The 24,298-nt window shown below is 48.1% G+C and carries 19 protein-coding genes and 1 rRNA gene; 10 read left to right on the top strand and 10 right to left on the bottom strand.

Going from position 1 to position 24,298, the window contains the following annotated elements; translation table 11 throughout:
- Positions 1-182 precede the first annotated feature (182 nt).
- The 3 genes from purM to MHN33_RS12795 are packed head-to-tail and all read left to right on the top strand — an operon-like array spanning position 183 to position 2,609.
- Positions 183-1,235 carry a phosphoribosylformylglycinamidine cyclo-ligase gene (gene purM / locus MHN33_RS12805; RefSeq protein WP_239398364.1) on the top strand — a complete coding sequence of 351 codons (1,053 nt, stop codon included), beginning with the start codon at positions 183-185 and terminating at the stop codon, positions 1,233-1,235.
- Positions 1,235-1,897: a phosphoribosylglycinamide formyltransferase gene (gene purN, locus MHN33_RS12800; RefSeq protein ID WP_239398363.1), complete on the top strand. Its 663-nt coding sequence runs from the start codon at positions 1,235-1,237 to the stop codon at positions 1,895-1,897. The genes purM and purN overlap by 1 nt, the downstream gene beginning before the upstream one ends.
- On the top strand, positions 1,839-2,609 hold the full coding sequence (locus tag MHN33_RS12795) for a DUF3108 domain-containing protein (RefSeq protein WP_239398362.1): 771 nt from the start codon (positions 1,839-1,841) through the stop codon (positions 2,607-2,609). Before purN ends, MHN33_RS12795 begins: the two co-directional genes overlap by 59 nt.
- Positions 2,610-2,685: 76 nt before the next feature.
- Here MHN33_RS12795 and MHN33_RS12790 read toward each other — a convergent pair whose 3' ends face one another.
- From MHN33_RS12790 to MHN33_RS12775, 4 genes are all read right to left on the bottom strand, one after another.
- Entirely contained in the window at positions 2,686-3,450 is a 765-nt protein-coding gene (locus MHN33_RS12790; RefSeq protein ID WP_239398361.1) for a class II glutamine amidotransferase, read from the bottom strand.
- A gap of 287 nt (positions 3,451-3,737) precedes the next feature.
- Positions 3,738-4,625, bottom strand: coding sequence for a hypothetical protein (locus MHN33_RS12785; protein WP_239398360.1), 888 nt, complete (start codon positions 4,623-4,625; stop codon positions 3,738-3,740).
- 153 nt (positions 4,626-4,778) lie between these two features.
- A complete protein-coding gene (locus tag MHN33_RS12780) occupies positions 4,779-5,147 on the bottom strand; it encodes a hypothetical protein (protein ID WP_239398359.1) in 369 nt (122 codons plus the stop codon).
- A gap of 131 nt (positions 5,148-5,278) precedes the next feature.
- The gene (locus tag MHN33_RS12775; protein WP_239398358.1) at positions 5,279-5,830 is read right to left on the bottom strand and encodes a hypothetical protein; all 552 of its coding nucleotides are present in this window, start codon (positions 5,828-5,830) and stop codon (positions 5,279-5,281) included.
- A gap of 257 nt (positions 5,831-6,087) precedes the next feature.
- Between MHN33_RS12775 and MHN33_RS12770 the strand changes: the two genes are divergently transcribed.
- The 3 genes from MHN33_RS12770 (at position 6,088) to MHN33_RS12760 (ending at position 12,943) form a co-directional block, all read left to right on the top strand.
- Positions 6,088-8,043, top strand: a complete 1,956-nt coding sequence (locus MHN33_RS12770) for a discoidin domain-containing protein (RefSeq protein WP_239398357.1) — start codon at positions 6,088-6,090, stop codon at positions 8,041-8,043.
- Between the two features lie 631 nt (positions 8,044-8,674).
- The gene (locus MHN33_RS12765) at positions 8,675-11,086 is read left to right on the top strand and encodes a TonB-dependent receptor (RefSeq protein WP_239398356.1); all 2,412 of its coding nucleotides are present in this window, start codon (positions 8,675-8,677) and stop codon (positions 11,084-11,086) included.
- Positions 11,087-11,368: 282 nt separating this feature from the next.
- Positions 11,369-12,943, top strand: coding sequence for a sulfotransferase family protein (locus MHN33_RS12760; protein ID WP_239398355.1), 1,575 nt, complete (start codon positions 11,369-11,371; stop codon positions 12,941-12,943).
- Positions 12,944-13,006: 63 nt separating this feature from the next.
- On the opposite strand, the gene MHN33_RS12755 is transcribed toward MHN33_RS12760, so the two are convergent.
- From MHN33_RS12755 to MHN33_RS12740, 4 genes are all read right to left on the bottom strand, one after another.
- Positions 13,007-13,675 carry a GntR family transcriptional regulator gene (locus MHN33_RS12755; RefSeq protein WP_239398354.1) on the bottom strand — a complete coding sequence of 223 codons (669 nt, stop codon included), beginning with the start codon at positions 13,673-13,675 and terminating at the stop codon, positions 13,007-13,009.
- A gap of 186 nt (positions 13,676-13,861) precedes the next feature.
- Positions 13,862-15,355 (bottom strand): aldehyde dehydrogenase (NADP(+)), encoded by a 1,494-nt coding sequence (locus MHN33_RS12750; protein WP_239398353.1) that lies wholly within the window; start codon positions 15,353-15,355, stop codon positions 13,862-13,864.
- Positions 15,356-15,406: 51 nt separating this feature from the next.
- Positions 15,407-16,408: a 4-hydroxyproline epimerase gene (locus MHN33_RS12745; protein WP_239398352.1), complete on the bottom strand. Its 1,002-nt coding sequence runs from the start codon at positions 16,406-16,408 to the stop codon at positions 15,407-15,409.
- A 4-nt stretch (positions 16,409-16,412) separates the two neighbouring features.
- A complete protein-coding gene (locus tag MHN33_RS12740) occupies positions 16,413-17,327 on the bottom strand; it encodes a dihydrodipicolinate synthase family protein (RefSeq protein WP_239398351.1) in 915 nt (304 codons plus the stop codon).
- A gap of 203 nt (positions 17,328-17,530) precedes the next feature.
- Between MHN33_RS12740 and MHN33_RS12735 the strand changes: the two genes are divergently transcribed.
- The 3 genes from MHN33_RS12735 (at position 17,531) to MHN33_RS12725 (ending at position 20,565) form a co-directional block, all read left to right on the top strand.
- Positions 17,531-18,796 (top strand): FAD-binding oxidoreductase, encoded by a 1,266-nt coding sequence (locus MHN33_RS12735; protein ID WP_239398350.1) that lies wholly within the window; start codon positions 17,531-17,533, stop codon positions 18,794-18,796.
- Between the two features lie 22 nt (positions 18,797-18,818).
- On the top strand, positions 18,819-20,033 hold the full coding sequence (locus tag MHN33_RS12730; RefSeq protein WP_275442802.1) for a Xaa-Pro peptidase family protein: 1,215 nt from the start codon (positions 18,819-18,821) through the stop codon (positions 20,031-20,033).
- A gap of 328 nt (positions 20,034-20,361) precedes the next feature.
- Positions 20,362-20,565: a hypothetical protein gene (locus MHN33_RS12725; protein ID WP_239398349.1), complete on the top strand. Its 204-nt coding sequence runs from the start codon at positions 20,362-20,364 to the stop codon at positions 20,563-20,565.
- 60 nt (positions 20,566-20,625) lie between these two features.
- On the opposite strand, the gene MHN33_RS12720 is transcribed toward MHN33_RS12725, so the two are convergent.
- Entirely contained in the window at positions 20,626-21,867 is a 1,242-nt protein-coding gene (locus MHN33_RS12720; RefSeq protein WP_239398348.1) for a carbohydrate porin, read from the bottom strand.
- 447 nt (positions 21,868-22,314) lie between these two features.
- Between MHN33_RS12720 and MHN33_RS12715 the strand changes: the two genes are divergently transcribed.
- Positions 22,315-23,451 (top strand): PQQ-dependent sugar dehydrogenase, encoded by a 1,137-nt coding sequence (locus MHN33_RS12715; RefSeq protein ID WP_239398347.1) that lies wholly within the window; start codon positions 22,315-22,317, stop codon positions 23,449-23,451.
- Positions 23,452-24,171: 720 nt separating this feature from the next.
- Here MHN33_RS12715 and rrf read toward each other — a convergent pair.
- Positions 24,172-24,286, bottom strand: a 5S ribosomal RNA gene (gene rrf / locus MHN33_RS12710).
- Positions 24,287-24,298: the final 12 nt, after the last annotated feature.

Raw genomic sequence — 24,298 nt, 5'->3', positions numbered from 1 at the left:
AAATCCCCTTCATGCGTTGCTCATAGCAGGTACAGCTAAGCACTGAGAGTTCATTTTGTGTCGTTACCCTGCACGCGATATCTATGTGTGTGCGGACCAAATCGACTAGCCGCACTCGCGCATTTGATGTAAAATACGCGCGTTTCTAAGCAAATCCATTCTGTTATTTTTGAGGAAAACCTGTGAGCGAACAAAAACAGTCTCTGAGCTATAAAGACGCAGGCGTTGATATCGATGCGGGCAATGCATTGGTTGAGCGCATTAAAGGGGTAGTTAAAAAGACGCGTCGCCCTGAAGTGATGGGCGGTATTGGCGGCTTTGGCGCATTATGCGAACTACCAACCGGATATAAAGAGCCTGTCTTAGTTGCTGGCACAGATGGTGTGGGTACTAAACTACGTCTTGCCATCGATCTTAAAAAGCACGATACCGTGGGTATCGACCTGGTTGCCATGTGTGTAAACGATTTGATAGTTCAAGGTGCTGAACCCCTATTTTTCCTTGACTATTACGCAACAGGTAAGCTGGATGTAGATACTGCTGCCGACGTTGTCACAGGCATCGGTACGGGTTGTGAACTGGCAGGCTGTGCCCTGATCGGCGGTGAAACGGCTGAAATGCCTGGCATGTACGAAGGCGAAGACTACGACATGGCCGGTTTTTGTACCGGTGTGGTTGAAAAGTCTAAAATCATTGATGGCACTAAAGTCGCCGAAGGTGATCAGCTGATCGCACTGGCTTCAAGCGGTCCACATTCAAACGGTTACTCGCTGATCCGCAAAGTACTGGAAGTATCTGGTGCAGATACCAACGAAGAGTTTGCAGGCAAACCCCTGTCTGAACACCTGCTTGAGCCAACGCGTATCTACGTTAAGCCGATTCTGGAACTGCTGAAAGAAGTAGACGTACATGCCCTGTCGCACATCACAGGTGGTGGTTTCTGGGAAAACATCCCGCGCGTATTGCCAGAATCCGCCAAAGCCGTTGTAAAAGGCGACAGCTGGGAATGGCCTGCTGTATTTAACTGGCTACAGGAAAACGGCAACATCAGTACCCATGAAATGTACCGCACCTTTAACTGTGGTGTAGGCATGATCCTGGTAGTACCAGCCGACAAGCTAGCGCAGAGCCTGGAGATCCTAAAAGCACAGGGCGAAAACGCCTGGCACATTGGTGAGATTCAGGCTGCAAATGCAGGCGAAGAGCAAGTTGAAATCCTGGGTGGTGCCGAGTAATGGCACCCAAGCGATCTCCAATTCGTATTGTTGTGCTGATCTCTGGTAGTGGCTCTAATTTGCAGGCCATTATGGACAGTTGTCAGCGCAACGACATCAATGGCGAGATCTGTGCCGTCATCAGTAATAAAGCTAACGCGTACGGGCTGCAAAGAGCCCAGCACGCGGACATTGACACGCAAGTATTAAGTCATAAAGACTTTGACAGCCGCGAAGCCTATGACCAACGTTTAGCACAATTAATTGACTCTTATAATCCAGATTTAGTTGTATTAGCTGGATTTATGCGTATTCTAACCGCAGACTTAGTGCAAAAATTTAAAGGAAAAATGTTGAACATTCATCCTTCTTTGTTGCCTAAGTACCAAGGGCTGAATACCCACCAAAGAGCGATTGATGCAAAAGAAACGTTTCATGGCGCCAGTGTTCACTTCGTGACAGAAGAACTAGATGGTGGACCGGTCATCGTACAAGCTAAGGTACCAATCCTGGCTGATGATACTGCGCACACGCTGTCACAGCGGGTTCATGAACAAGAACATATAATCTATCCTTTGGTGGTCAAGTGGTTCAGCGAACACAGACTAACAATGGAAGCAGACTATGCCGTTTTTGACAATCACCCCCTTCCAGCTCAAGGCGCAACCTACCCAGAAGAATAAAAAATACAGCGCTTTACTATTAGGTTTAAGCGCTGTTTTCTCTTCTTCCCTGTTCGCCAGTGATCTTGTCCCATACCGGGCAGAATATGACGTACTACGCAAGGGCGAAGTACATGGCAATGCCATCAGAGAGCTGTCAAAAGTCTCAAACGACACCTACTCATTGAATTACGAAAGTAACATCAAATGGATGATTTTTTCCGATGAGCGAATGGAAAACTCGCTGTTTACGTACCATGATAAGATGCCAAAACCACTGCTGTACACGCTGAAGCGTGAAGGCACCGGGCCAGACAAGAATTATAAGATCCGTTTCGACAGAGAAAATAAGCAACTCTTTAAGGACGACGAAAAATACCCCATCAATGCCGACTGGAGCGAAAAACGCCACGATGTTTTATCGTACCAGATCCAACTGCGTAATGACGTAAAAGCCGGTAAAACTAAAATGAGCTATCCCATTGTCGATAAAAATGGCAATGTGCGCAGCTATGACTTTGAAGTCGTGGGACCGGAGACTATCACCTTACCCGTCGGCAATGTCGAAACCATTAAGGTAAAGCGCCTGTACGACAACGACAAGCGCCAGGCAATGGCCTGGCTGGCACCCGCCTACCACTACTCAGTGGTACAAATGTTTAAAGGCAAAGATGGCGTGGAGCAGTTTATGATCCAGCTAAAAAGCTTTGATGCAGAAAAGCCAAAGCAATAAAAAGCATTAAAAAAGCCCTGATTTTCAGGGCTTTTTTAATATCGTTAACTCAGAGAATGAGCTTCACTGGTAGGCGCTATATTTTTTCTCCAAGCTTAAAGAGCACATACTCGCCCGGTTCCATTTTGGTCCACTCCTCGTCATTGGTCAGCGGCCGGGTTGCAATCACAGTCACCACGTCATCCGGGGTAGTTTCTTTTTGAAAATCCACCACCATATCCGCATCAATTAAGGTTGCCTTACCAAACGGTGCACGGCGGGTGATCCAGTGCAAATTGTTAGAGCAGTACGCCAGCACAAATACGCCATCGGTCAGCAGCATATTAAAAACCCCTTTGTCCATCAGGGTTTTCGCCAGCTTGGCAACATAGCGAAACACGGTCGCCATGTTTTTTGGCCGTTTCGGGTATTTTTCACGGATCTTGTCCAAAATCCAGCAAAATGCCAGCTCGCTGTCGGTATTACCCACCGGCTTATAAAACTCAGTAGTCAGATCTTTGTAGTTAGACAATTGGCCGTTGTGAGCATAGGTGATCTCCCTGCCCCACAGCTCACGGGTAAACGGATGGGTATTCTCAAGACAGGTTCTGCCCCGGTTGCCCTGGCGGATATGGCTGATCACCGACACACTTTTAATCGGATACGCTTTTACCAGCTTGGCAATTTCCGACTGGCAGCTCGGCTCAGGATCCTTAAACGTCCGACATCCCTTGCCCTCATAAAAAGTGATCCCCCAGCCGTCCTTATGCGGCCCGGTATTCCCCCCACGCTCCAGCAACCCGGAAAAACTAAAACAAATATCCGTGGGTACATTGGCAGACATGCCCAAAAGTTCACACATAGAATAAAAAGCCTTTAAATTTCAAATGGTTTTTCTGAGACATTCTCTTTTTTACTTTCTGGTCTCAGTGTTGGTCACAGTTTGGATTTGACGAGACCACAATGCTTGTAAGCCAAATTTTATCACCAAGTGGCAGAGGGTACCAATGCGTAATTGCGCGTTGTCAAGCAGCTTCGACTTGGAGTGATGTTTGCATTTTCTGTGCTATGCACTCAGACCTTTAAGGCACTGCTTAGATTCAGGCATTATGATAAGTCTATCCTAGCTCGGTTTAATGTATTCTATGATTAAAAGCTACTAATTCTTACTAATCCGGCACTCCCGTCATAATCATAGCCATTTAGCCCAACACCATATTCTTTTTTTGCATTTTCAATAAAGCTCTTCCCATCCGAGCATTCAACGATCAATGGGTCAATCGAAATCCATGGCAAAAACAGTAGGCCTTTGGTTGTTCCTGCTGAGTAAAAGCCTGTCGCTCTTAAATATTCACTTTTAATACAACAACCAGCAAATTGAATGACGGTGCCTGTTCCTTCTTCAACAGTTCCAAATGGTACAATTACTTTAGCGCCTTGCACAGGAATATCTATTGTTACCTCTCGCTCCCTTCCGACTACGGCGCACTCAGAATATTGAAATCCATATGCCTCTTTGTTCGTAACTAAAGTTTCATAGCCTCCGACACTTTCCACAGCAGTATTGTCGATGACAGACTTCATTGAATCCATCATTCGTGTGTTAAGATTATTATCACGGCTTGTTACAAACTGTTCTTGGTACTTTTCAAAGCCCAAGTGATCTCCTATATATCGGCCATTCCGATTTAGTTTTCCATCTTTAATCTGTAAGATCTCACTATTAACCCCGTCACATATTAGAAAATCTGTACCTTCATTGCTATCTTTGTGACTGCACAGCAAAACATCGCAAACTCTACTGATATGTATACTTCCCATTCGGAACAAGTCTTTGAAAAGCTGTTGGATTGCTTCTTCTGCTGGCGCTACTTTATTGGCATAAGAAAATGCGATTTTTGGATGAAGAATAATTGCTTTAATCTTGCTTTTATAAATGTTGTTTCTAGAATCAGCAAAAGCTCTTTCATCATTAATCCTCATATCAGCAATCAGTCGTAAAATTGCACCCTCTTGATGTGCCACAGCTAAAGTCATTTTTCGCTCCTTGCTCACTTGCTTCTTTATGTCAATTTCGAGGAAATTAATCATTCCCGTTATCTTGAAAAAAACTACTTGGCTATATAGTTAAATACCATAACTAATATATTTACTTGTATGAGGGCAACCTAAATATTTGGATAATTAAAGTCAGACTCTACACCCTGCAGCTTCCAAACCACTCACATCAACATTAAACTCTGACTGATATAGGCGGACAGCCGTCTGCCATGCTTCTTGATTGTCCTCATCGGGAATATGATGCAAGTACTCGCCAAACAAGGCATTACAATCGTTATGATACGAAACCGTATCCGTAAGATGTTCATGCCACACATCATCGGCAACTTGTGGCGGGGCTATCTGAGTATTGGGGTACCTAGCTTTCTGGGTGAGAAATTGTCTGTACAGTGTTTCGGCCAACTCACACTGGTCATTTGTTGCACCTGTTGTGGCTTTTAATCTGTGTATTACTTTGCTGAGATCCAGCTCATTGAGGCGTTTATTGAAGTTCGTCATCTTGCTGTTCCTTACTGAGTCTGATTGAGTACGGCCAAAATTAAACTTAGTGCCCTTTTGGCTTAGCTGCAACTGAGCACCAAATAAAGCTAATTCAAATCACACTCAAGCGTTCCAACATAAACATCCGCTTACTTCCCACCCCGCTCTGCCACAATCCGCATATCAACATACCACTTCTCGCTACCTTCAAGTTGCTTGCTGCTCTCCCAGACAAACCCCTTGTCGCTTACCTGACTAAAACGAAAGCGCGCAGGTTGTAGTTCACCATTTGGCAAACGCTGTTCCACTTCAAGATGAACGCCCTCGTTATCTCTGTGTGCGGTAAATGGGTTCAGGGTAGCGTTCATTTGCACGGGTAAGAACACCTGATGCCAGCGATTGTCCTGAAGTGAAAAGGTTCTCAGTGTTCTGCCGGCGTAGGTTATCTTGCCCTGAGCATCGAGCAGACTGAAATCGTCGACCACCATTTTATTGTCAAAGGCGTATTGGGCTTGCCAGCGACATGGGGCTGAAAAAAGTGTTTTGCCTTGCGGGTCCAGCTGCTCATACCGGCACTGCCAGTTTCCAATCAAAAACCCGTAGTCGCTGGCTGCTGCTGGCGCTCCCGGGTAAACCTCAGTGCTGTCAGCCGCCGACACATAACAACTTAAGCTAAGCAAAAATATAAAGAAAAGGCGCATTTGGAATATCACAAATATTTAACTGTGACTCAGTATGACCTAAATCAAAGGCGCGTCAAAGTGCATTCCGTTAGTACTTTATTCCTTTATTAACAGCAAAACCCCAGATATTATGACCAGAGCAACCTTTATGTTGCACCCACAGTACAATACATATAGCTTTCAAGTGTACATGGTTAAATAATAAATTACATTGCTACGGCATTCACTGCCGGGTATTGCACAACATACCCAATATCTCATTAAAAAGGAAAAACATGTTTAAAAAACTTGCTTTAGTTGCTGCCTTGTCGTTTGCATCGCAGGCCGCGGCTGATCATAGCACTGGCGCCTTGCTGCTAAATCATCTACCAACCACTTTGGATATGAGTGCGTTTAATCAACCCGTTTTAATAACTGGGGTGCCGTCTTTTAAAGACGCAGAACCAGGCGTTGTGAGTGTTACCAGCCTGACCGCCAATACTGCCTCACTCGCATTTAAGGAGTGGGACAATTACGACGGGGTCCATGGCGAAGAACAGGTACCGTATCTGATTTTTGAAAAAGGGCGCTATGAATACGCTGACGGTACCATTATTGAAGCGGGTCAAATTGATTTAAGCAGTAATAATCAATTTGTGTTATTCCAGGAAGCCTTCCCTGAGGTACCTAAACTGTATCTAACAGCAGGCACCAATAACGCCAACCGGGCATTTAATGTTCGCTCATCCAGCCTGACCCGACACAGCTTCAAAACTCAGCTCAATTATGCTGAGAGTGTTAACAGTAATTCGGTCAATGAGATAGTAAATTATGTTGCCATTTATGCACCGAATAAAACCGTGGACATGACCAATGGCGATACCTTTGTGCTCAACAGTGAGCTGTTAAACCATATGGGGATCCAGGTTGGCAGCAAGCAACTGTTCATTCAGGAAGAACAAAGTAAAGATCAGGAAACCGTTCATGTCCGTGAATCAGTCAGTATATTGCGCATTGGGGAGTACGTTTTTGCTACCGATAACAGCTCATATGGCGGTGATACCTATAGCTTGCGCGCTGTACCTTTAGATACCGAGCTCACGTTTACACCGGGAGAGCAGACTGGCGAGCAGGGTAATATCGCACTCAATGGCACAAATGGGTTAACCACAAGTAACTTTACCGCCAGCACAACCTATAGTACATACATTCCAGCAGCCGCATTTGATGGCTACAATGGTGGCACACTCGTCAACGCCGATACACGCGGCAAAACAAATTCAGGTGCCTGGTTAGGCTATCAAAATAATGCACCTCAGTGGTTACAGGTTTCATTTGCAAAAACCGCCTACATCTCAGGTTTCAAAACCTTTGTCTACACTGGTGCTGTAACCCCAGGCATGAGCCCCAGACGCGTTACGCTTCAGGTGTCTGACGATAATATCAATTTCCATGATCATGAGACCTTTACTCTGGATAAAGTCAACGAAAACCAGTTCACTTTATTATCCCCCGCCACGGGCAAGCATATTCGTCTGGTTGTGCATGCAACTCATGGTCACAATGCCATCGTCATTGGTGAGCTCGAGTATTATGGCCAGTTTATTGAAAACGATACAACTCAGTTGCCACCCACAGAGCCAAGCCCAGACGCCATTACTTGTGCATCAATAAAGAAAGAGACCTCCAACACGGTGAATGGCACCTATTATGTTGAGCCATCCAGCCAGTATAAAGGCAATGGATTTCAGGCCTATTGTAATATGACAGAGCTTGACGGCGGGTGGACGTTGGTTGCTAACCATAAGGATGGGCTGGATGCTCTTACGACAAAAACACAGGTGCGGCCAGCAGATCCGGGTGTCTTGACCGATGAGCAATGGCGCAGCATCATCAGCTCGATGCAAGTTGGGATCATGACCATAGACGAACATGGGAAAGTCGCGTTTATCAGCAAAGATAAACTACTAGCCGGAAATTGTGTTGCAACCAATGAGGTGGCCAGTCTCACATTTCCGCCGGTGCCGTTTGATGTAGCCCTGCTGTGGCATGATGAAGTCAGTGGTTGTAGCAGTACCGGGCTCGATTACTCTTACATCGCATTGAGCACAAAACATACCTCACGTTCTGACAGTCATTTGACCGTTGGCGCATCACTGTATCAACACGGGACCAAGTTTGATATTTGGCCCTATACGCACGCGAAGTACAGCGGTGCAGAGCAAAATCAATTGTTGATCTATGTAAAATAACCGCCAGATTTGCAGCAAGTGTTGATTGCCGGTTGACACTTGCTGTAGTGCTTCTCTGATTTGTCTGTTGCGATATTTCTGATGTATCAATCACCCGCCTCCGACTAATCAAGCCCGGGAATGCTTATCACCCCCTCAGCTGCCCCTGATTTTGCAAACCTATTCATTGACGGTTGCTCGGCCGGGCAATCCACCAGCATATTTATTCACCTTTTAACCAATACTAACCACCTTTTGACTTATCGCAGTTTGCGGCGCATTAGTACACATCGCAAAGCCCCAAAGGATCTGCAAGGTATTGGGCAGCTTCCCACCATTTTGCATACTATTTTGCTGACCAAATTATCCTAAGTAAAATCAGAAACAGAATAACCGCATACTTAATTCAAAAGAACGCATAAAAACCCCTGTACAGAGATAAAAAAACCAACAAAATTACAAATTATCGAGAATTTTTTTTACTGCAATTTCATGCACAAATTCGACTAAAAAGTCATTGATAGTGAATATATTTGCAAATATAATAAATAATTATTTTAGTACCTTTTTTGATGATCTTGTTACGAGATTCACTTTATGCTTTCTTAGTTTGCATAAAAACAACAACCAGAACACTCCGGGATGTAATACAATGCTAAAACCAAAACTCATAGCCCTGGCCATTGCTACGGCTTTGCCAGGCTCAATAATGTTCAGTGCATCTGCACAAGCCGATGAAGCTGGCGTCAAAGAAAAATCACTTGAAGTTATCCAGATCACGGCTACTCGTCGCAGCGGCTCGGTACAGGAAGCGCCCTTAAACATCACCGCACTCGATGCCGATGTAATGAAAGACCAAAACATTGGTGAGCTGGCTGATGTGGCACGTTGGGTGCCCGGCCTGACCGTGACCGATCAGGGGGGACGTTCTGGGTCTCCTATCATAGTGCGAGGACTTAACACCAACTCGTCTGGCCCCGGCTCTGATGGCGGCACAGTCGCAACCTATATCAACGAAATTCCTGTTTCGCTGGATATGCGCCTGACCGACGTGGAGCGCGTTGAAGTCTTGATTGGCCCGCAAGGTACACTTTACGGTGCCGGCACACTGGGCGGTGCTATCCGCTATATGCTTAAAGCGCCCGAGCTAGACATCACCACAGTCCAGCTGTATGGCGACTTATTTCAAAACTCAGAGAGTGATTCGGTTGGTGGTGAAGGCGGTTTTGTGTTCAACACCCCCATCATTGAAGATGAACTGGCGCTGCGTGCCAGCCTGAATCAGTATGAAGATCCCGGGTTTATTGATTACAACTATGTGGTCCGCGAGGGCGGAGCGTCTTTGGCAGATCCGGACTGGAGCAATCAAAGTGCCGTTGATAACAACCTTAAACGCGTAGACGATGCCAATGGCGAAACCACTACCACGGGCCGCATTTCTGTGCGCTGGAAGCCGAACGACTGGTTTGATGGCACACTAAATTACTTTTACCAAAAACAAGAAAGTGAAGGCCGCTCTATTGTGCACTATCAGGCACTTAACCCGGCAAATGGTTTGAACGATCGTATTGGTAAGTATGAATCTGCATATCGTTACGAGGAGCCCAGAGACAAAGAAGATGATCTGCTGAGTCTGGAATTAAAAGCCGACCTGGGCTTTGCTGAGCTGGTTTCTGCATCCGGCTGGTCCAGCTTTGAGGCCGACGGCCAGCGCGACCAAACCGACTTGCTGATCCGTCTCGACTACGGCTACGAGGAATTTCCGTCCTTCTCAGCGTTTACCCGTGAAGAGGAAGAAGAAGACACCTTCACTCAGGAGATCCGTTTGGTATCGCAGAGTGACTCCGACTGGAACTGGATTGTTGGCGGCTTTTACAACAAGTTTGAAAGTGATGCCAGCAGTAAAGAGTTTACGCCAGGCTTTGGTGAATTTGCCGTGGCCAATTTTGGTGGCGAGCAAACCCGCCCGGATAACTTAGAATATTTCTCGGTCGACCGCAGTGAAATCACAGAGCAGGCCCTGTTCGGTGAGGTCGGTTATCAGGTCAATGACAAGCTAACCATCACCGTCGGTGCACGTTTTTATGAGTACGAAGTAAAAGCCGAATCTGCCGTTGACTTCCCGCTGGCCAATACCCTCTTCAGCGGCGCAGGTCCGAGCGATATTACCCTGGACTTTGAGCAAAACAATGCTGAAGACGATGGCAACCTGTTCAAGTTTAACGCAAACTATCAGTTTACCGACTCAGTTATGGCGTATATCACGGCCAGTGAAGGATTCCGTATTGGTGGCTCCAACGGTCTGGCGCCCTGCCCGGATCCCCTGCCCGACAAACAAATAGGTTGTGGTATGCCCGACGAAATGCTGTATACCGCAGACACCACCACCAACTATGAACTGGGTCTGAAAAGCACCTGGCTGAAAAACCGCCTGCACTTCAATGCGGCTATTTTCAACGTAGACTGGGAGGATGCACAAATTGCCGGTGCAACGGTCGTGGGTCAAATTCCTTATACGTCTAACGCCGGGACGGCCAACGCCAAAGGGGTTGAGATATCAACCCGTGCTATTCTCAGCGACTCTATCAGCGCTTATGCAACCTATGCCTATACAAAAGCCGAGTTAACTTCAGATGCGCCTTACCTGTTTAATGCCGATGGCACCGATGGCGGTAAGGATGGCGACCGACTGCCAGGTTCACCGGAACATCAGTTCTCTTTGGGCGTGAATTATGAAATGGAAGTGCTGGGCGATAAAACGCTGGACATCAACTACGGCTTGACGGCACAGAGCGATATCATTTCCAAAGTAGGCTTGCGCGATAGCGGCGAAACCCTGTCCGGCTATGGGATCAGTAACCTGTCAGCCAAGCTGACCGGCGATATGTGGTCTGCCACCTTGTACGTCAATAACCTGTTCAATAAGTACGCGTTTACGTCAGTACGGCGCGATGTACGGGATATCACCACCGCCAACGGGGCTGAGATCCAGCGTAATTATGGCCACTATCTAAACAAACCACTGACAGTGGGTATTAAGTTCGACTATCAGTTCGAACTTTAGTAAATTGAACTCTCCCGCTCAGGCCCATCCATAGTGATGGGCCTTTATATAATACCAATTTCACTTAATACATATTCAATTTGAAGGAGCAAATATGACGCTAACGGTGTTAAAAATTTCTCATTTAGAACAACTAAATAGCAAAATTTTTGCCTTGCCTACATGGACGTAGGTACCTCAGCGGTAGCAGGACGCGAGAGCGGTGTTATCGACCATATTTTCTCGCCTCAAAGTAGAGCACTTAATTAAGCAAATTGGTATAATGTGAAGCGATAATCCACTATGACGTCTATCCAGCAATTACACAGAAGCGCCATTAGCGCACTCAATCAGGGCCAGCTCGAAACCGCCCATCAGTACCTTGTCAAACTACTCAATGTTTCGCCTGATTATGCCGACGGCTACTTTCTGCTTGGTGTGATTAATCTTCAGGTTGGCCAGTTGAAAAAAGCAGTCCGGTTGCTCGAAAAGGCCCTGGGACTGCACAGCAGCGACGAATATCGCGCTCAGCTGACAAAATGCTATGCATTACAGGGTGAACTGGCACAGGCCAGGCAAACTGCGGAAAAAACTGACCCGGACATGCTGACACGCGCGCTGGACGCCGACACCTTTGGCGTGGCACTCAGTCACGTTGGACTGCACCAGGATGCGCTGGCATTTTTCCGCCAGGCACTCATACTCACGCAAAATAATGCGCAGTATTACTACAACTTTGGGGTCAGTGCTAAATTCGTCGGCTTATTTGATGAGGCCGAGCAGGCCTTTGAGCAGGCGCTGGCACTGGATAAAGATCACCACAGAGCGCACTTTGCGTTGTCTGATCTGAAAAAAGCCAGCTCAGAGGACAACCACCTCACACGTTTACAAAGCGCCTTTGAGCGCGCACGCTCCGCTGAGTCCCAGCTGCATCTGGGCCATGCTTTAGCAAAAGAATATCAGGACCTTGGCGAATTTGATTCGGCTTATCATGCACTCACACAGGGTAAAGCAGCCATGCATGCAGCCCGGCCATTTGATCATGCTGGCAGTGAGGCCTTGTTCGAGCAGATCCGGGCACTCAGTGATGAACATGTATTTGACCCAGCCGCAGGCCACAGCAGCCGGGAGCCCATTTTTGTACTTGGGATGCCGCGCTCCGGCACCACTCTGGTAGAGCGGATCTTATCCAGCCACAGTGAGGTGATGTCTGCCGGGGAATTACAGGACTTTGGGATCAGCGTAAAACGCCTGGCACAAACCACCAGCCAGACCGTGCTCGACCCGCTTACGCTTGAGCAGGCTTATCAATGCAACCCGCAACAACTTGGACAAACGTATCTGGATGCAACCCGAGTGGTCACCGGCAGCCATGCACATTTTGTCGACAAACTGCCATTTAACTTTTTCTACGTTGACCTGATCCGCCGGGCCCTGCCGAATGCCAAAATCATTTGCCTGATGCGCGACCCTATGGATACGTGTATTGGTAACTTCCGCCAGCTGTTTACCATCAACAACCCTTATTACGCCTATTCGCTAGACTTGATGGATACCGCGCGTTTTTACAACCGCTTTTATACACTGATGCAACACTGGAAACAGCTGCACGGTGAGCAGTTTTATATGATGCAGTACGAATCCCTGGTCGACAACCCGGAGCAACAAATAGCCAAGCTGCTGGCGTATTGTGAATTGCCCTGGCAGGACGGCTGTATGCGTTTTCATCTCAACGACGCACCAGTGTCAACGGCCAGTAAAGTGCAGGTGCGTGAGCCGCTTAACCGCCGCGCTATCGGACGCTGGAAGCGCTTTGCACCGCATACCGATGCTGCGCAGCAGTATTTGCAGCAACACAAGGTCATCGAAGGCGAATAGAATTAATAAACGCGCTGAGATAAGACTGTTAGAAGTGTCAGGGCTGAATTCACAGCCCTGTAATTACTTCGCTTCCTGCTCAAGACGCAGCAGCAGGTCTTTGATGTCGTCTTTAGCACCTGTGATATGCTTTTTCAAAAACTCGCAGGCACCTGCGGTGTCTTTTTCATAACACAGTTTAAGCAAGGTGCGATGCTCTTCAGGTGCCGTTTTCAAACCACCAGCCAGCAGAATATGCATACGCACGTATCGCTCTGAGTTTTTGCTGTAGACTTCTACCAGTTCACGCGTCTGGGGACGCTCTGCACGACTATATAATTTGTTGTGGAATTCTGCATTCAGCTTACCGGTTGCCAGTTGCGCATCACCCGCTTCGGTGGCTTCTTCCAGATCCGATAAAATCGCTTCGGCTTCAAGCAAGTCACGCTTAGTCAGGCTCTCTATCGAGTGGCTCAGTAATTCTGCTTCTAAAATGGCACGCAAATCGAATATCTCGTCAATTTGCTCAGCACTGAGGCGGGTAACCGTGGCCCCTTTATGGGCCTCAAAGTTGACCAGACCTTCCGCTTCAAGCTGTAACAATGCTTCTCTGACCGGGATCCGGCTGACATTCAGTTCATCCGCGAGCGCTGCCTGACGCAAGGGCTCACCGGCTTTAATTTCACCACTGAGAATTTTTTCTCGGATCGCTTCCGCAACCAGCTGAGTTCGGGTTTTATGTACAATCGCCATAGGGTTAATTAATTATTATCATTGGGATACATTATACGTGCATTGCCATAAATTGCACGTTGTGAAGGACATAGTTCACACGCTATGAACGCAGTTTATGATCAAATAGGCGGCTGCACAGGCTAAGGAACAAGCCCATACAACCGCACTCCACGGGGTTACAGAAATTTTATCTGCTCTGACTGCCTAACACTGTATACATAACGGCCGTAAAAAGCGTGTCATGGCTTGCAGCCCGACCGATGTTGAGCGCACATCCGTTGATGATGGATAAGGACCGCCATGATTCATAGAACCGCACACCTCAACACCTGTCGGCATCTGACCAAAGATAAGGCGGCCTACCTTAAAACTCAGTTCATCAATTAGGGTTTCTTGCGCGGCAATTTCTGCTTTGGTGCCGTGCACGCTGGCCGTTAACTGACCCTCTAACTGGGTTATCACACGCAACAGTTGCGCCTCATCACGGTAGCGCACAATCAGCGCACTGGGACCAAACACTTCTTCATGCAAACTCGCATCATTGATAAAGTCCTCCGCATCACAGGCATATAAATGTGCATTGGCATGAAACGGCTGACTTTGCGCCCCTTGCGCCAGCAAAGTCACACGTGAATTGCCACGTAGCGCACTCATGGCCCCCTCAAAACTGCTCAAAATTCTTGGCGTTAACAAGGTATCTGAAGGTGCCGCTTCTATTGCCTTGCGGGCAGCAACTTCAAATTCATCCTCGCCCGATGGCACCAGCCATAAGCCGGGACTGGTACAAAACTGTCCGTTGCCCATTGAGAGTGACTGAACCAGCGTATGTGCTAGATTGCCTCCCTGCTCCTTAGCAAAATCTGACAGCACCACTTGCGGGTTTACACTGCCCAGTTCACCATACAGCGGGATCACTTCTTCGCGCTGGTGAATGGTCTCAAGCAGGGCTTTAGCCACAGTAAGTGAACCCGTGAACCCCACCGCCTTAATATCGGCAGCGCCAACCAGCTGATGCGACAAAGCATAATCGGTGCCCTGGATCATAGAAAATACGCCGTCCGGCACGTCGCTACGTTGAATGGCGCGCGCCATGGCACGCGTCATTAACTCACTGGTCCCCGGATGTGCGGTATGACTTTTCACTATCACGGGGCAACCTGCTGCCAGTGCTGCTGCGCTATCTCCCCCTAACGTTGAAAACGCGTATGGAAAGTTAGATGCGCCAAATACAGCGACCACGCCAACAGGCAGGTAACGTAACTGCGTTGCGGGCTTGGGCAACGGGGCCCGATCCGGATCTGCGGCATCCTGACGCGCCAGCGCCAGTGGTGCCAAATCCTGCTCAAGCGCCTCGGCAAAGGCATTCAGCTGGTTCACCGTGCGCATGCGTTCGCCTTCCAGGCGTGCTCTGGGCAGACCAGTTTCCAGCATGGTGGTTTCTATCAGGCTATCGCCCAGGGCAAGGATCTCCTCGCCAACATTGCGCAGAAATACCGCACGTTGCGAATATGAAAGTCGCCGGTAGATTTTAAAAGCCGTTTGCGCCTGTGCAATTGCGTCTTTCAGCTGGGCCTGAGTTGCGTTAAAAAATGGTTGGTGATGTCGTTCATTGGTTTGCGGACAAAACGCAAAAAACTGCCCATTGTCTGCATTGCCGCACCACTGCCCGGCAATAAAACTCTGTCCTGTCAAAGTCATGGTTGTCTCCTTAAGACAAGTCGGGTGATGAAGCGGTCCGCCTCATCTTAGTTAAAGTACCTGGAAGCCGAATGCGTATGGGTCGTCGTCATCCACAGTAATACAGTTGTGGCCTGTCACTCTGGCCCAACCCTGAATGCTGGGCAGGATGGCACTGTGACCGGCAATTTCTGTGGTGCCCTCAATTCGGCCAATAAACTGACTGCCGATGTAGCTTTCGTGGACAAAATCCTCACCACTTTGCAATGCACCTTTGGCAAACAGCTGTGCCATTCGTGCGCTGGTGCCGGTGCCACAGGGCGAACGATCTATCGCTTTATCGCCGTAAAACACCGCATTGGCTGCGCTGGAATCGGTGTGTTTTGGGTCGCCGGTCCACAGCACATGAGAAGCACCGCATACGGTCGGATCTACCGGGTGTACACAGGCAATCTGCGCGTTTACGGCATCGCGCACCTTTGGACTCATTGCCAGAAGTTCAGCTGCGCAGGTCACATGAGTGCCTTTAAAATTGCCCTGAGGTTCAACAACAATGTAAAAATTCCCTCCATAAGCAATATCGACCTGCAGCTCCCCAATGCCGGGCACGGAGATCACCTCATTCCGGTGCGCCAAAAATGCAGGAACATTAAATAGCTTGACCCACTCCACCCGGCCATCGCGCATTGAGTAATAGGCATCCACGCGCCCGGCGGGTGTGTCTAACTTGAGTCGCCCAGGCTCTTTTGGCGTAAGCAGACCTTGTTGCAAGGCAAATGTCACTGTGCCTATCGTGCCGTGACCACACATGGGCAAACAGCCAGACGTCTCAATAAACAGAATGGCCACATCGCCGTCTTCTGTGGTTGGCGGATATAAAAAGGAGCCAGACATCATGTCATGACCGCGCGGCTCAAACATCAGCGCGCGGCGAACCCAGTCAAACTCGGCCAAAAAGTGCTGGCGCTTTTCGCTCATGGTCGCGCCTTCAAGCGGTGGGTGACCACTTGTCACCAGTCTGACCGGGTTGCCACAGGTATGCCCGTCAATGCAAAAAAATGTTCCCTTATTCATAGGCTTAATCCAGATTAAATTTGCTTAGGTCAATCCGGTTGGTAACAGCCTCATCATACAAGCGGCGTACGTAAGCTTTTTCGTCTTCAGTCAATGGCAAGCGCGGTGAACGTGTCACTTCACTGCCACGGCCAGCCAGTTGCTCAGCGTACTTGATGCACTGTACCAGAGTAGGAATAGTGTCCAGGCGAAGCAAAGGCAGGAACCAGCGCCACAGCTCACGGGCTTCTTCATAACGGCCCTGCTGCGCCAGCTTATAAATAGCCACGGATTCGCGCGGGAATACATTGGTCAGGCCAGAGATCCAGCCGGTGGCACCCAGCATTAAGCTTTCGAGCGCAATATCATCCACGCCACCGAACACCACATAACGATCACCAAAAGCTGAGAATAGTTCGCTGATCCGGCGCGTATCTTCCGTTGCTTCTTTGACCGATACGATATTGGCTTCCTCTGCCAGCACTTTCATACCATCAATAGACACATCCACGCCATAGGTCACCGGGTTGTTGTAGATCATGATTGGCAAGTTGGTATTGCGTGCAACCTGCTGATAATGATGGATGGCTTCGCGCTCTGTTGAGCGGTACACCATGCCCGGTAGTACCATATACCCATCTACCCCGATGTCTTGTGCGTCGCGAACAAATTCGACAGCCAATGCGGTGGTGGTTTCTGCCACACCTGAGATCAGCGGCACACGCCCGGCAACCACGTCTTTTGCTGCACGTAATACATCACGTTTTTCCTCAGCACGGAGCGAGCAGTTTTCACCCACTGTGCCTAATACAATGATGCCGTGGACACCCTCTTCAATCAGGGTGTTGATCATGCTTTTAGTGGTCTCAAAGTTAATGCTTTCGTCGTCATTAAACTGGGTTGTTACTGCGGGATAAACACCCTGCCAATTTACTTTCATGGTAAGTCCTCTACTTAGTTTGTGCTTGCCATCATAGGTATATTGTATACAATAATCAATATCCAAGTTTAATAAATTTGCCAGAACGTCGAAGATTGGGAAAAACAAATTAATAAACCTATGTAAATTATAAAGTTTATTTTTTAGTAAGCTTTCCCATGGCATCTGGTTGGTAAAATGCAATCTGACAAACGAGAATAAAAATGACACATTCACTTCAAATTGCAGTTGTAGGAGCCGGTGTGGTAGGCCTGTGCAGTGCCTTGCAACTCAGCCGCCAGGGACATCAGGTCACATTGTATGACCCGGCAGGCATTGGCGAACAATGCTCACGTGGCAATGCCGGCCACTTTGCAACAGAGCAGGTATTCCCGCTTGCCGATAAGACCTTGCTTCCCCGCATACCTGCTATGCTGCTGGATAAACTCAGCCCGCTCAGAGTTGATCATCGGTACTTTATCAGGGCACTGCCGTGGCTTAGTCGTTTTTGTCTGAATATGCTGCCGAGGCGTTTTAAACATCATACCCGGGCACTGCGAGCACTCAACGAAGCCGCTCTCCCTGCATTCAGGCGGCTACTGCAGGATGAGTTTGAGCGCAATATTCAGCTGCGTGGTAGCTTGCTGACTTTTGAGCACAAGAGACTTGATGAGATCCGTGGCATACAACGCAAGTATCAGCAGCAAGGCGTAGCCACTGAGCTACTGGACAGCGCACAGTTACATACCCTTGAACCTGAGCTGAGCTCACGTATTCAATATGCGCTTTACTTTAGTGAGGTCGGCCATACCCCCGATCCGTATCAGCTGAGCCAGACTTTATATCAGGCGTTTATCGCCCTGGGTGGTCTGTTTGTCAAAGCCGCTGTGACGAAAATAACCCCCTGTGATAGTGCCACAGGGCACACCAGTCTGCCCAGAGTACAAGTGACAACTCAAACACACGGTAGCCACGGCTTCGACAAATTGGTTTTGGCAACCGGTGCCTGGAGCAAAACACTGTGTAAACAGCTGGGCTACAAACTGCCCATTGAAGCAGAGCGCGGCTATCACAATATGTTGCCTGCCATAAACAATCTCAGCCGGCCCGTGGCCTCGGCAGATCGCCAATTTATTATGACCCCAATGCAACATGGCCTGCGCCTGGCTGGCACGGTGGAATTTGCAGGGCTGGACGGCCCACCTAATTATGAGCGAGCCGAAATCTTGCTGACACATGCTAAAGCACTATTACAGGGTGGTGAGCGGCTAACTCAGGGCGAGTACTGGATGGGACCGCGCCCTTCCCTGCCCGATTCTTTACCTGTGATTGGACCGGCACCGGCACACCCAAATATTTACTTTGCACTGGGACATCAGCATCTGGGCCTGACCCAGGCCGCAATCACCAGTGAGCTCATCGCACAATGCATTGCAAATCAAACCACAACGCTGGATATTGGCCCCTACAATATTGCGCGTTTTCAATAACGAATCATGAACAGGAATCTCTATGAAAGGCATAGGTTATCAAAACCGGGAAGCGGCACTGGCTGCACTCACAGACATGACGCAAGACGTTGTCGCCATTAAACCCGAGGAGTATCAACGGCGTATAGAAACAGCGCAAACGTATATGCAGCAACACAGTATCGCTGCCATTTATCTCAATGCTGGTACCAGCCTGAAGTATTTTACCGGCTTACAATGGTATCCGAGTGAGCGCATGGTGGGTGCTATTTTGCCAGCGCAAGGAGACGTGCAGTTTATCGTGCCCTTTTTTGAAGTCGGCTCAATCAAGGATTATCAGGTCATTGAGGGGCCAATGCATACCTGGCAGGAGGAACAATCGCCTTACAATTTGCTCGTCAATGTACTCAACGAGTTGAACATTGCACCCGATGCCACTTTGGGCATTGATGAAAGCGCCGCTTTTTTCATCGCTGATGGCATCCGCCAGGCAGGGCCTGCACTTACGCTTATCAACGCCAAATGCGTTACGGCTCATTGCCGGATGCATAAATCTGCCTCTGAACTCGCGCTGATCCAACGGGCAATGGACATGACCCTTGAAGTGCATAAAGCGGCGGCCTCAATACTCCATGAAGGGATCACCACCACTGAAGTAGAAGCCTTTATCAATGAAGCGCATCGCAAGGTCGGTGCCACAGGTAACTACTTTTGTATCGTACTGTTTGGTACCGCCACCTCTTTCCCCCATGGCGTAAAAGATCCGCAAACGCTGAAACAAGGGGACGTTGTACTGATAGACACCGGCTGTAAACTGCATGGTTACCTGAGTGATATCACCCGCACTTATGTATTCGGCGAGCCAACGGCGCGTCAGCGTACCATGTGGCAACACGAAAAAAATGCCCAGCTGGCGGCATTTGAAGCGGCCCAAATAAGCACACCCTGTGGAGATGTGGATTTTGCTGCACGCAGCTATCTGGCCAGCCACGGACTGGGCCCTGATTATCAGTTGCCAGGCTGCCCGCACCGGACCGGACACGGTATCGGCCTGGACATTCATGAGTGGCCATACTTAGTTAAGGACAATCCGCAGCCACTGGCAGCTGGCATGTGCTTCTCCAATGAGCCAATGCTGGTATTACCCGGCGAATTTGGGATAAGGCTGGAAGATCATTTCTATATGACACCGGACGGACCAAAGTGGTTTACCGAGCCCGCACACGCGATTGATGATCCGTTCGGTCTGGAAAACTAATCAACACCCGGCGCCATGTTATTCATGGCGTCAGCTGGCCTCCAGGCTTTGGACACCTTAACGTCAACTACTTTGCACCCAGGTCAAAACAGCGACCACCTAAACCTGAGTAATGATTTACCCAATCTAGTTCAACGCCTCCATGCAAGATCAAATTACCCGATTAAAAATCCATCTAATTCTTTGTAGTTATTCGATATATTTTTATTTAGTAAAAACATTTGACCAAATAAAAATGATGCGATTAAATGAATTGGGCTGCACATTACAGCAATCAAAAAGCTGCAGCCCGAAGCAAATAAATGCCCAATTCAACAAGGAAAAAACAATGAAATTAACCGTTAAAAAATCACAACTAAAACGTTTGTCGGACAAGCATAATACACTCGCACAGCGCGCCACGCCTCAGGTTGCAGCCGGTCAGCAAACTGCCTCTATCTCGGCTGGCGACTTATGTGTGATTGTGTCGCTGGTAAACTGCACGCAAGAGTGTTCAAGACTGGCCTGCTCACAGGCATATTGTAAGCTGTAAGGCCATCGCTAAAACAACACCTCTGTGCCAAAAATGCAGAGGTGTCTGCGATATCAGAGGTTAAAAATAGTAACCGATGTTGACGTTAAAACGACGTTCAAAATTATCACTGTCACCGACAAACGTGCCGCCCACAAAGGGCTGGTTCTTGGCGTGTACCAGGTCAATGTAAGCAAACACAGGACCGGCTGCCACAGACATACCCGTGATATTCATCCAGGTATTCGCACTGTCATCTGATTTATCGTGCATCACACCAAAGTCGTTATACAGCGTTAGCTGTGATATTGGACCTAGGGTCACCTGCATGTCGTATGAGATACCCAGCGTCGTTGATGTAGCTTTTGTTGCTATGGTGTCGTACATGGCGTTCGCAGCAACCACTATCTGGGTCGACTCGTCTACCTGATAGTCGTACTGAGTATGCTGAAGGTGGAAATACCATTGTTCGTAACGGTTAGAAGCATGCACCGCCCAGGCCTGATAATCACCGGCACGGTTAATACCATTATCCAGGCCACCATGCAGCGCTGACAGGCCGAATTGAGTTTCACCCAGTGCATGTTCAATCTGATAAGCAAAGCGTCCGACCAGGGTGTTGTACTCAGCCAGCTTTTGGCCTGGTGCGTCATAGACGCCTTCACCGACACCACGCAGCCCGACAATATCCACGGAGTAACGATCTGTGCGATCTTCTGCCGAGCCATCTATCCCACCATGGTCATCGTTTTTAAAAAATGCCAGATCAAGCTGCCAGTTATCCTTCATTGCACGCTTGAATACCAAACCTAAATCGTAGTCCTCTTCGAGACCCACAAAATAGTTTGGCGTCATAAAATAGCTGTGCGACGCAACCGACGTATTGCCAAATGGGACTGGTGCCAAACCCAGCTGAGCCTGCCACTGCGGGGCAATATCATAGTCCAGGTAGGCAAACTTTACGACACGCATGTAATCGTGAAAACGTACTTCTGCATTAATCCCAATATCGGCCACCTCGCCGGATAAATTGATACGCACAAGATCAAAATCAATATCGCCAACGCGGCGCTCACTGTCCTGATCATAAGAGTTCATACCATAGTTAAAACGGATCGCTCCGCCGACCTGAACGCCCTTTTTCGGTGTCTCTTTGGATGTATCTGCACTGCTTCTAGATGACTTGAGCTGAGCCACTTTATGTTCCAGGCTGGCCAATTCACGCTTATGTGTATCCAGCTCTGTGGTACTGGCGTAAACATGCGAAGCGCCAATCAGTAAAGCGCTTGAGAACAAAACAGTATGTCGGGCACTAAATGACATAGGTATAAATTCCGGGGTAAAGCTAAAAAATTCGCGCAAGCCTATATGACAACGCTGACACGTTCAAATTAAAGAAATTCGAACGAATGTAAGGGGTGTAAAGCACATTGAAACGGGCGTTTCAGTTTGTAAAATATGTAGTGAAAATGCAGTCAGGCTGTTTTATTCACTGTACCAGCATACTCCTAAGCATATAATAAATAGCATTATAAATTATAGACTTAACTTTATTATTTCGCTATCACTTGGTGATAAAGTTAGAGAAAGGTTAGTCTTATTGGGGCAATTGCTTTGTCTGATGACATTTCATCTTCAGCTACCCGTTTGCACAATAATCAAACACATCATCACATCACAGCCAACCTGTCACTTACCGCACTCAGCGGCATTTATTGCCAAAACGCGCTAACCTTTGGCTACCTATCTGTCGACTTTAGTTGAGTATGTATGAAGAAAACACTAAACAAGATTGCATTGAGCTTAATTTTTATATCTGCCCAGGCCGCTGTGGCAGTGGAACCACAAACCATCCCAGTTGCAAAAAGTGCTGATGATTATCAACTGGAACTGGTAGCCCAAGGCATCCAGATCCCCTGGGGTATGGTGTGGCTAAATGACAAAGAATTACTGGTGACCGACAGATCAGGACAGTTACGTTTGCTCAAAGAGGGAAAATTGCTCGACAAGCCAATTGAGGGCGTTCCTGAGGTGCATGCAGAGCGCCAGGGTGGCCTGCTGGATATCGAGATTGACCCAAATTACGCAAAGAATGGCTGGATCTACTTTTCTTATTCCGGCTTTGAAGGCAAAGAGAAAGGTAGCAACACCTCTATTATGCGCGCCCGCCTGAAAGACATGAAGCTAGTTGATAACCAGCTGATATTTGACGGTTTCCCGAATACCAAGCCCTCATTTCACTTCGGCTCGCGTATCGAGTTTGATAAAGACGGCTACCTGTATTTTTCAATCGGCGACCGGGGAAATCGCGATGTACATCCTCAGCGCCTGGACCACGATGCAGGTAAGATTCATCGTATCAACGCCGATGGCACCATCCCCGAGTCTAACCCCTTTGCAAAGCAAAAAGATGCGCGTAAGAGTATCTATTCCTATGGGCATAGAAACCCACAGGGCATGGCCATGCACCCGCAAACCGGCGAGATCTGGACCCATGAACATGGCCCACGTGGCGGTGATGAAATCAATATCATTAAGCCCGGGCTCAATTATGGCTGGCCGGTGATCACTTATGGGATCAACTACAACGGCACCAAGATCACCGATGAGACCACGCGTGCCGGTATGCAACAACCTGACTGGGTGTGGGTCCCTTCTATCGCCCCATCCGGGATGGAATTCATAACCAGCGACAAATACCCTCAATGGCAAGGTCACCTGGTTGTAGGCGCAATGAAATTCGCCCACTTAGTGTTGGTTGAGCTTGATGGCAATAAAGTTATTGGCCACAGCAAACTCTTCGAAGGCGCCGGACGCGTGCGCAGCATGGCTACTCACCCCAGCGGCGATTTATATCTTGGAATCGATGGCAGTGGGATCTATAAAGTAGTGCCTAAAGCAAAGTAGCTTCTTTATCATTGCCAAGTCGAGCTTGTCTTGTTTGGAGCCTGATAATGATTGTCGAGTCTCAGTGCAGCTCATGCTTACGGTGTGGCCTGTTAGAAGATCCCACATCAAGTGCGGGATGACGCTAGTGTGGGCTGTAAGGATCGACATATAAGCGAATTCTTCAAAACGAACGGCTGCAGTTGGGCTGGCTATCCTGAAGAAATATCAGCGTTATCAACTGAAAAACTGTGATTAACCCAAACGCAAAAAAGCCCGACTCTCTCGAATCGGGCTTTTGTCGTGCAAAGTCGAGCTTTAGCTCGGCCTTTGCGCAAGGTGAAATGAACCATTTTAGAGAACGCAGACCTATTCCACCATCCAACCCAGCTTCATGGATGAATAGGCGATGCTATTCTGTCTACAGCTTCATCGACACTTTTTAAATCACACATAACAAAAAACCCGCTGCATTGCTGCAACGGGTTTGACGTACATGGAAGTACTAATGTCGATGATATTCATGGATGAATTAAGTGCAAAGTACAATGACTGCGAGCAACGCGAGTACATTTACTTTGCGCAAGGTGAAATAAGCCTTTTTAGAGAATACAGACCTATTCCACCATCCAACCCAGCTTCATGGATGAATAGGCGACGCTATTCTATCTACAACTTCTTTAAATGACTCCAAACGCAAAAAAGCCCGACTCTCTCGAATCGGGCTTTCTTTTATTAGGCGCTTGGCAATGTCCTACTTTCACATGGGAAACCCCACACTATCATCGGCGCTATTTCGTTTCACTACTGAGTTCGGCATGGAGTCAGGTGGTTCCAAAATGCTATGGTTACCAAGCAAATTCTGTAA

This window comes from Pseudoalteromonas sp. OOF1S-7, assembly GCF_022347765.1.
Taxonomy (GTDB): Bacteria; Pseudomonadota; Gammaproteobacteria; order Enterobacterales; family Alteromonadaceae; genus Pseudoalteromonas.
The sequence above is the reverse complement of the archived record's forward strand: the minus strand, read 5'-3'. Positions and strand labels throughout refer to the sequence as shown.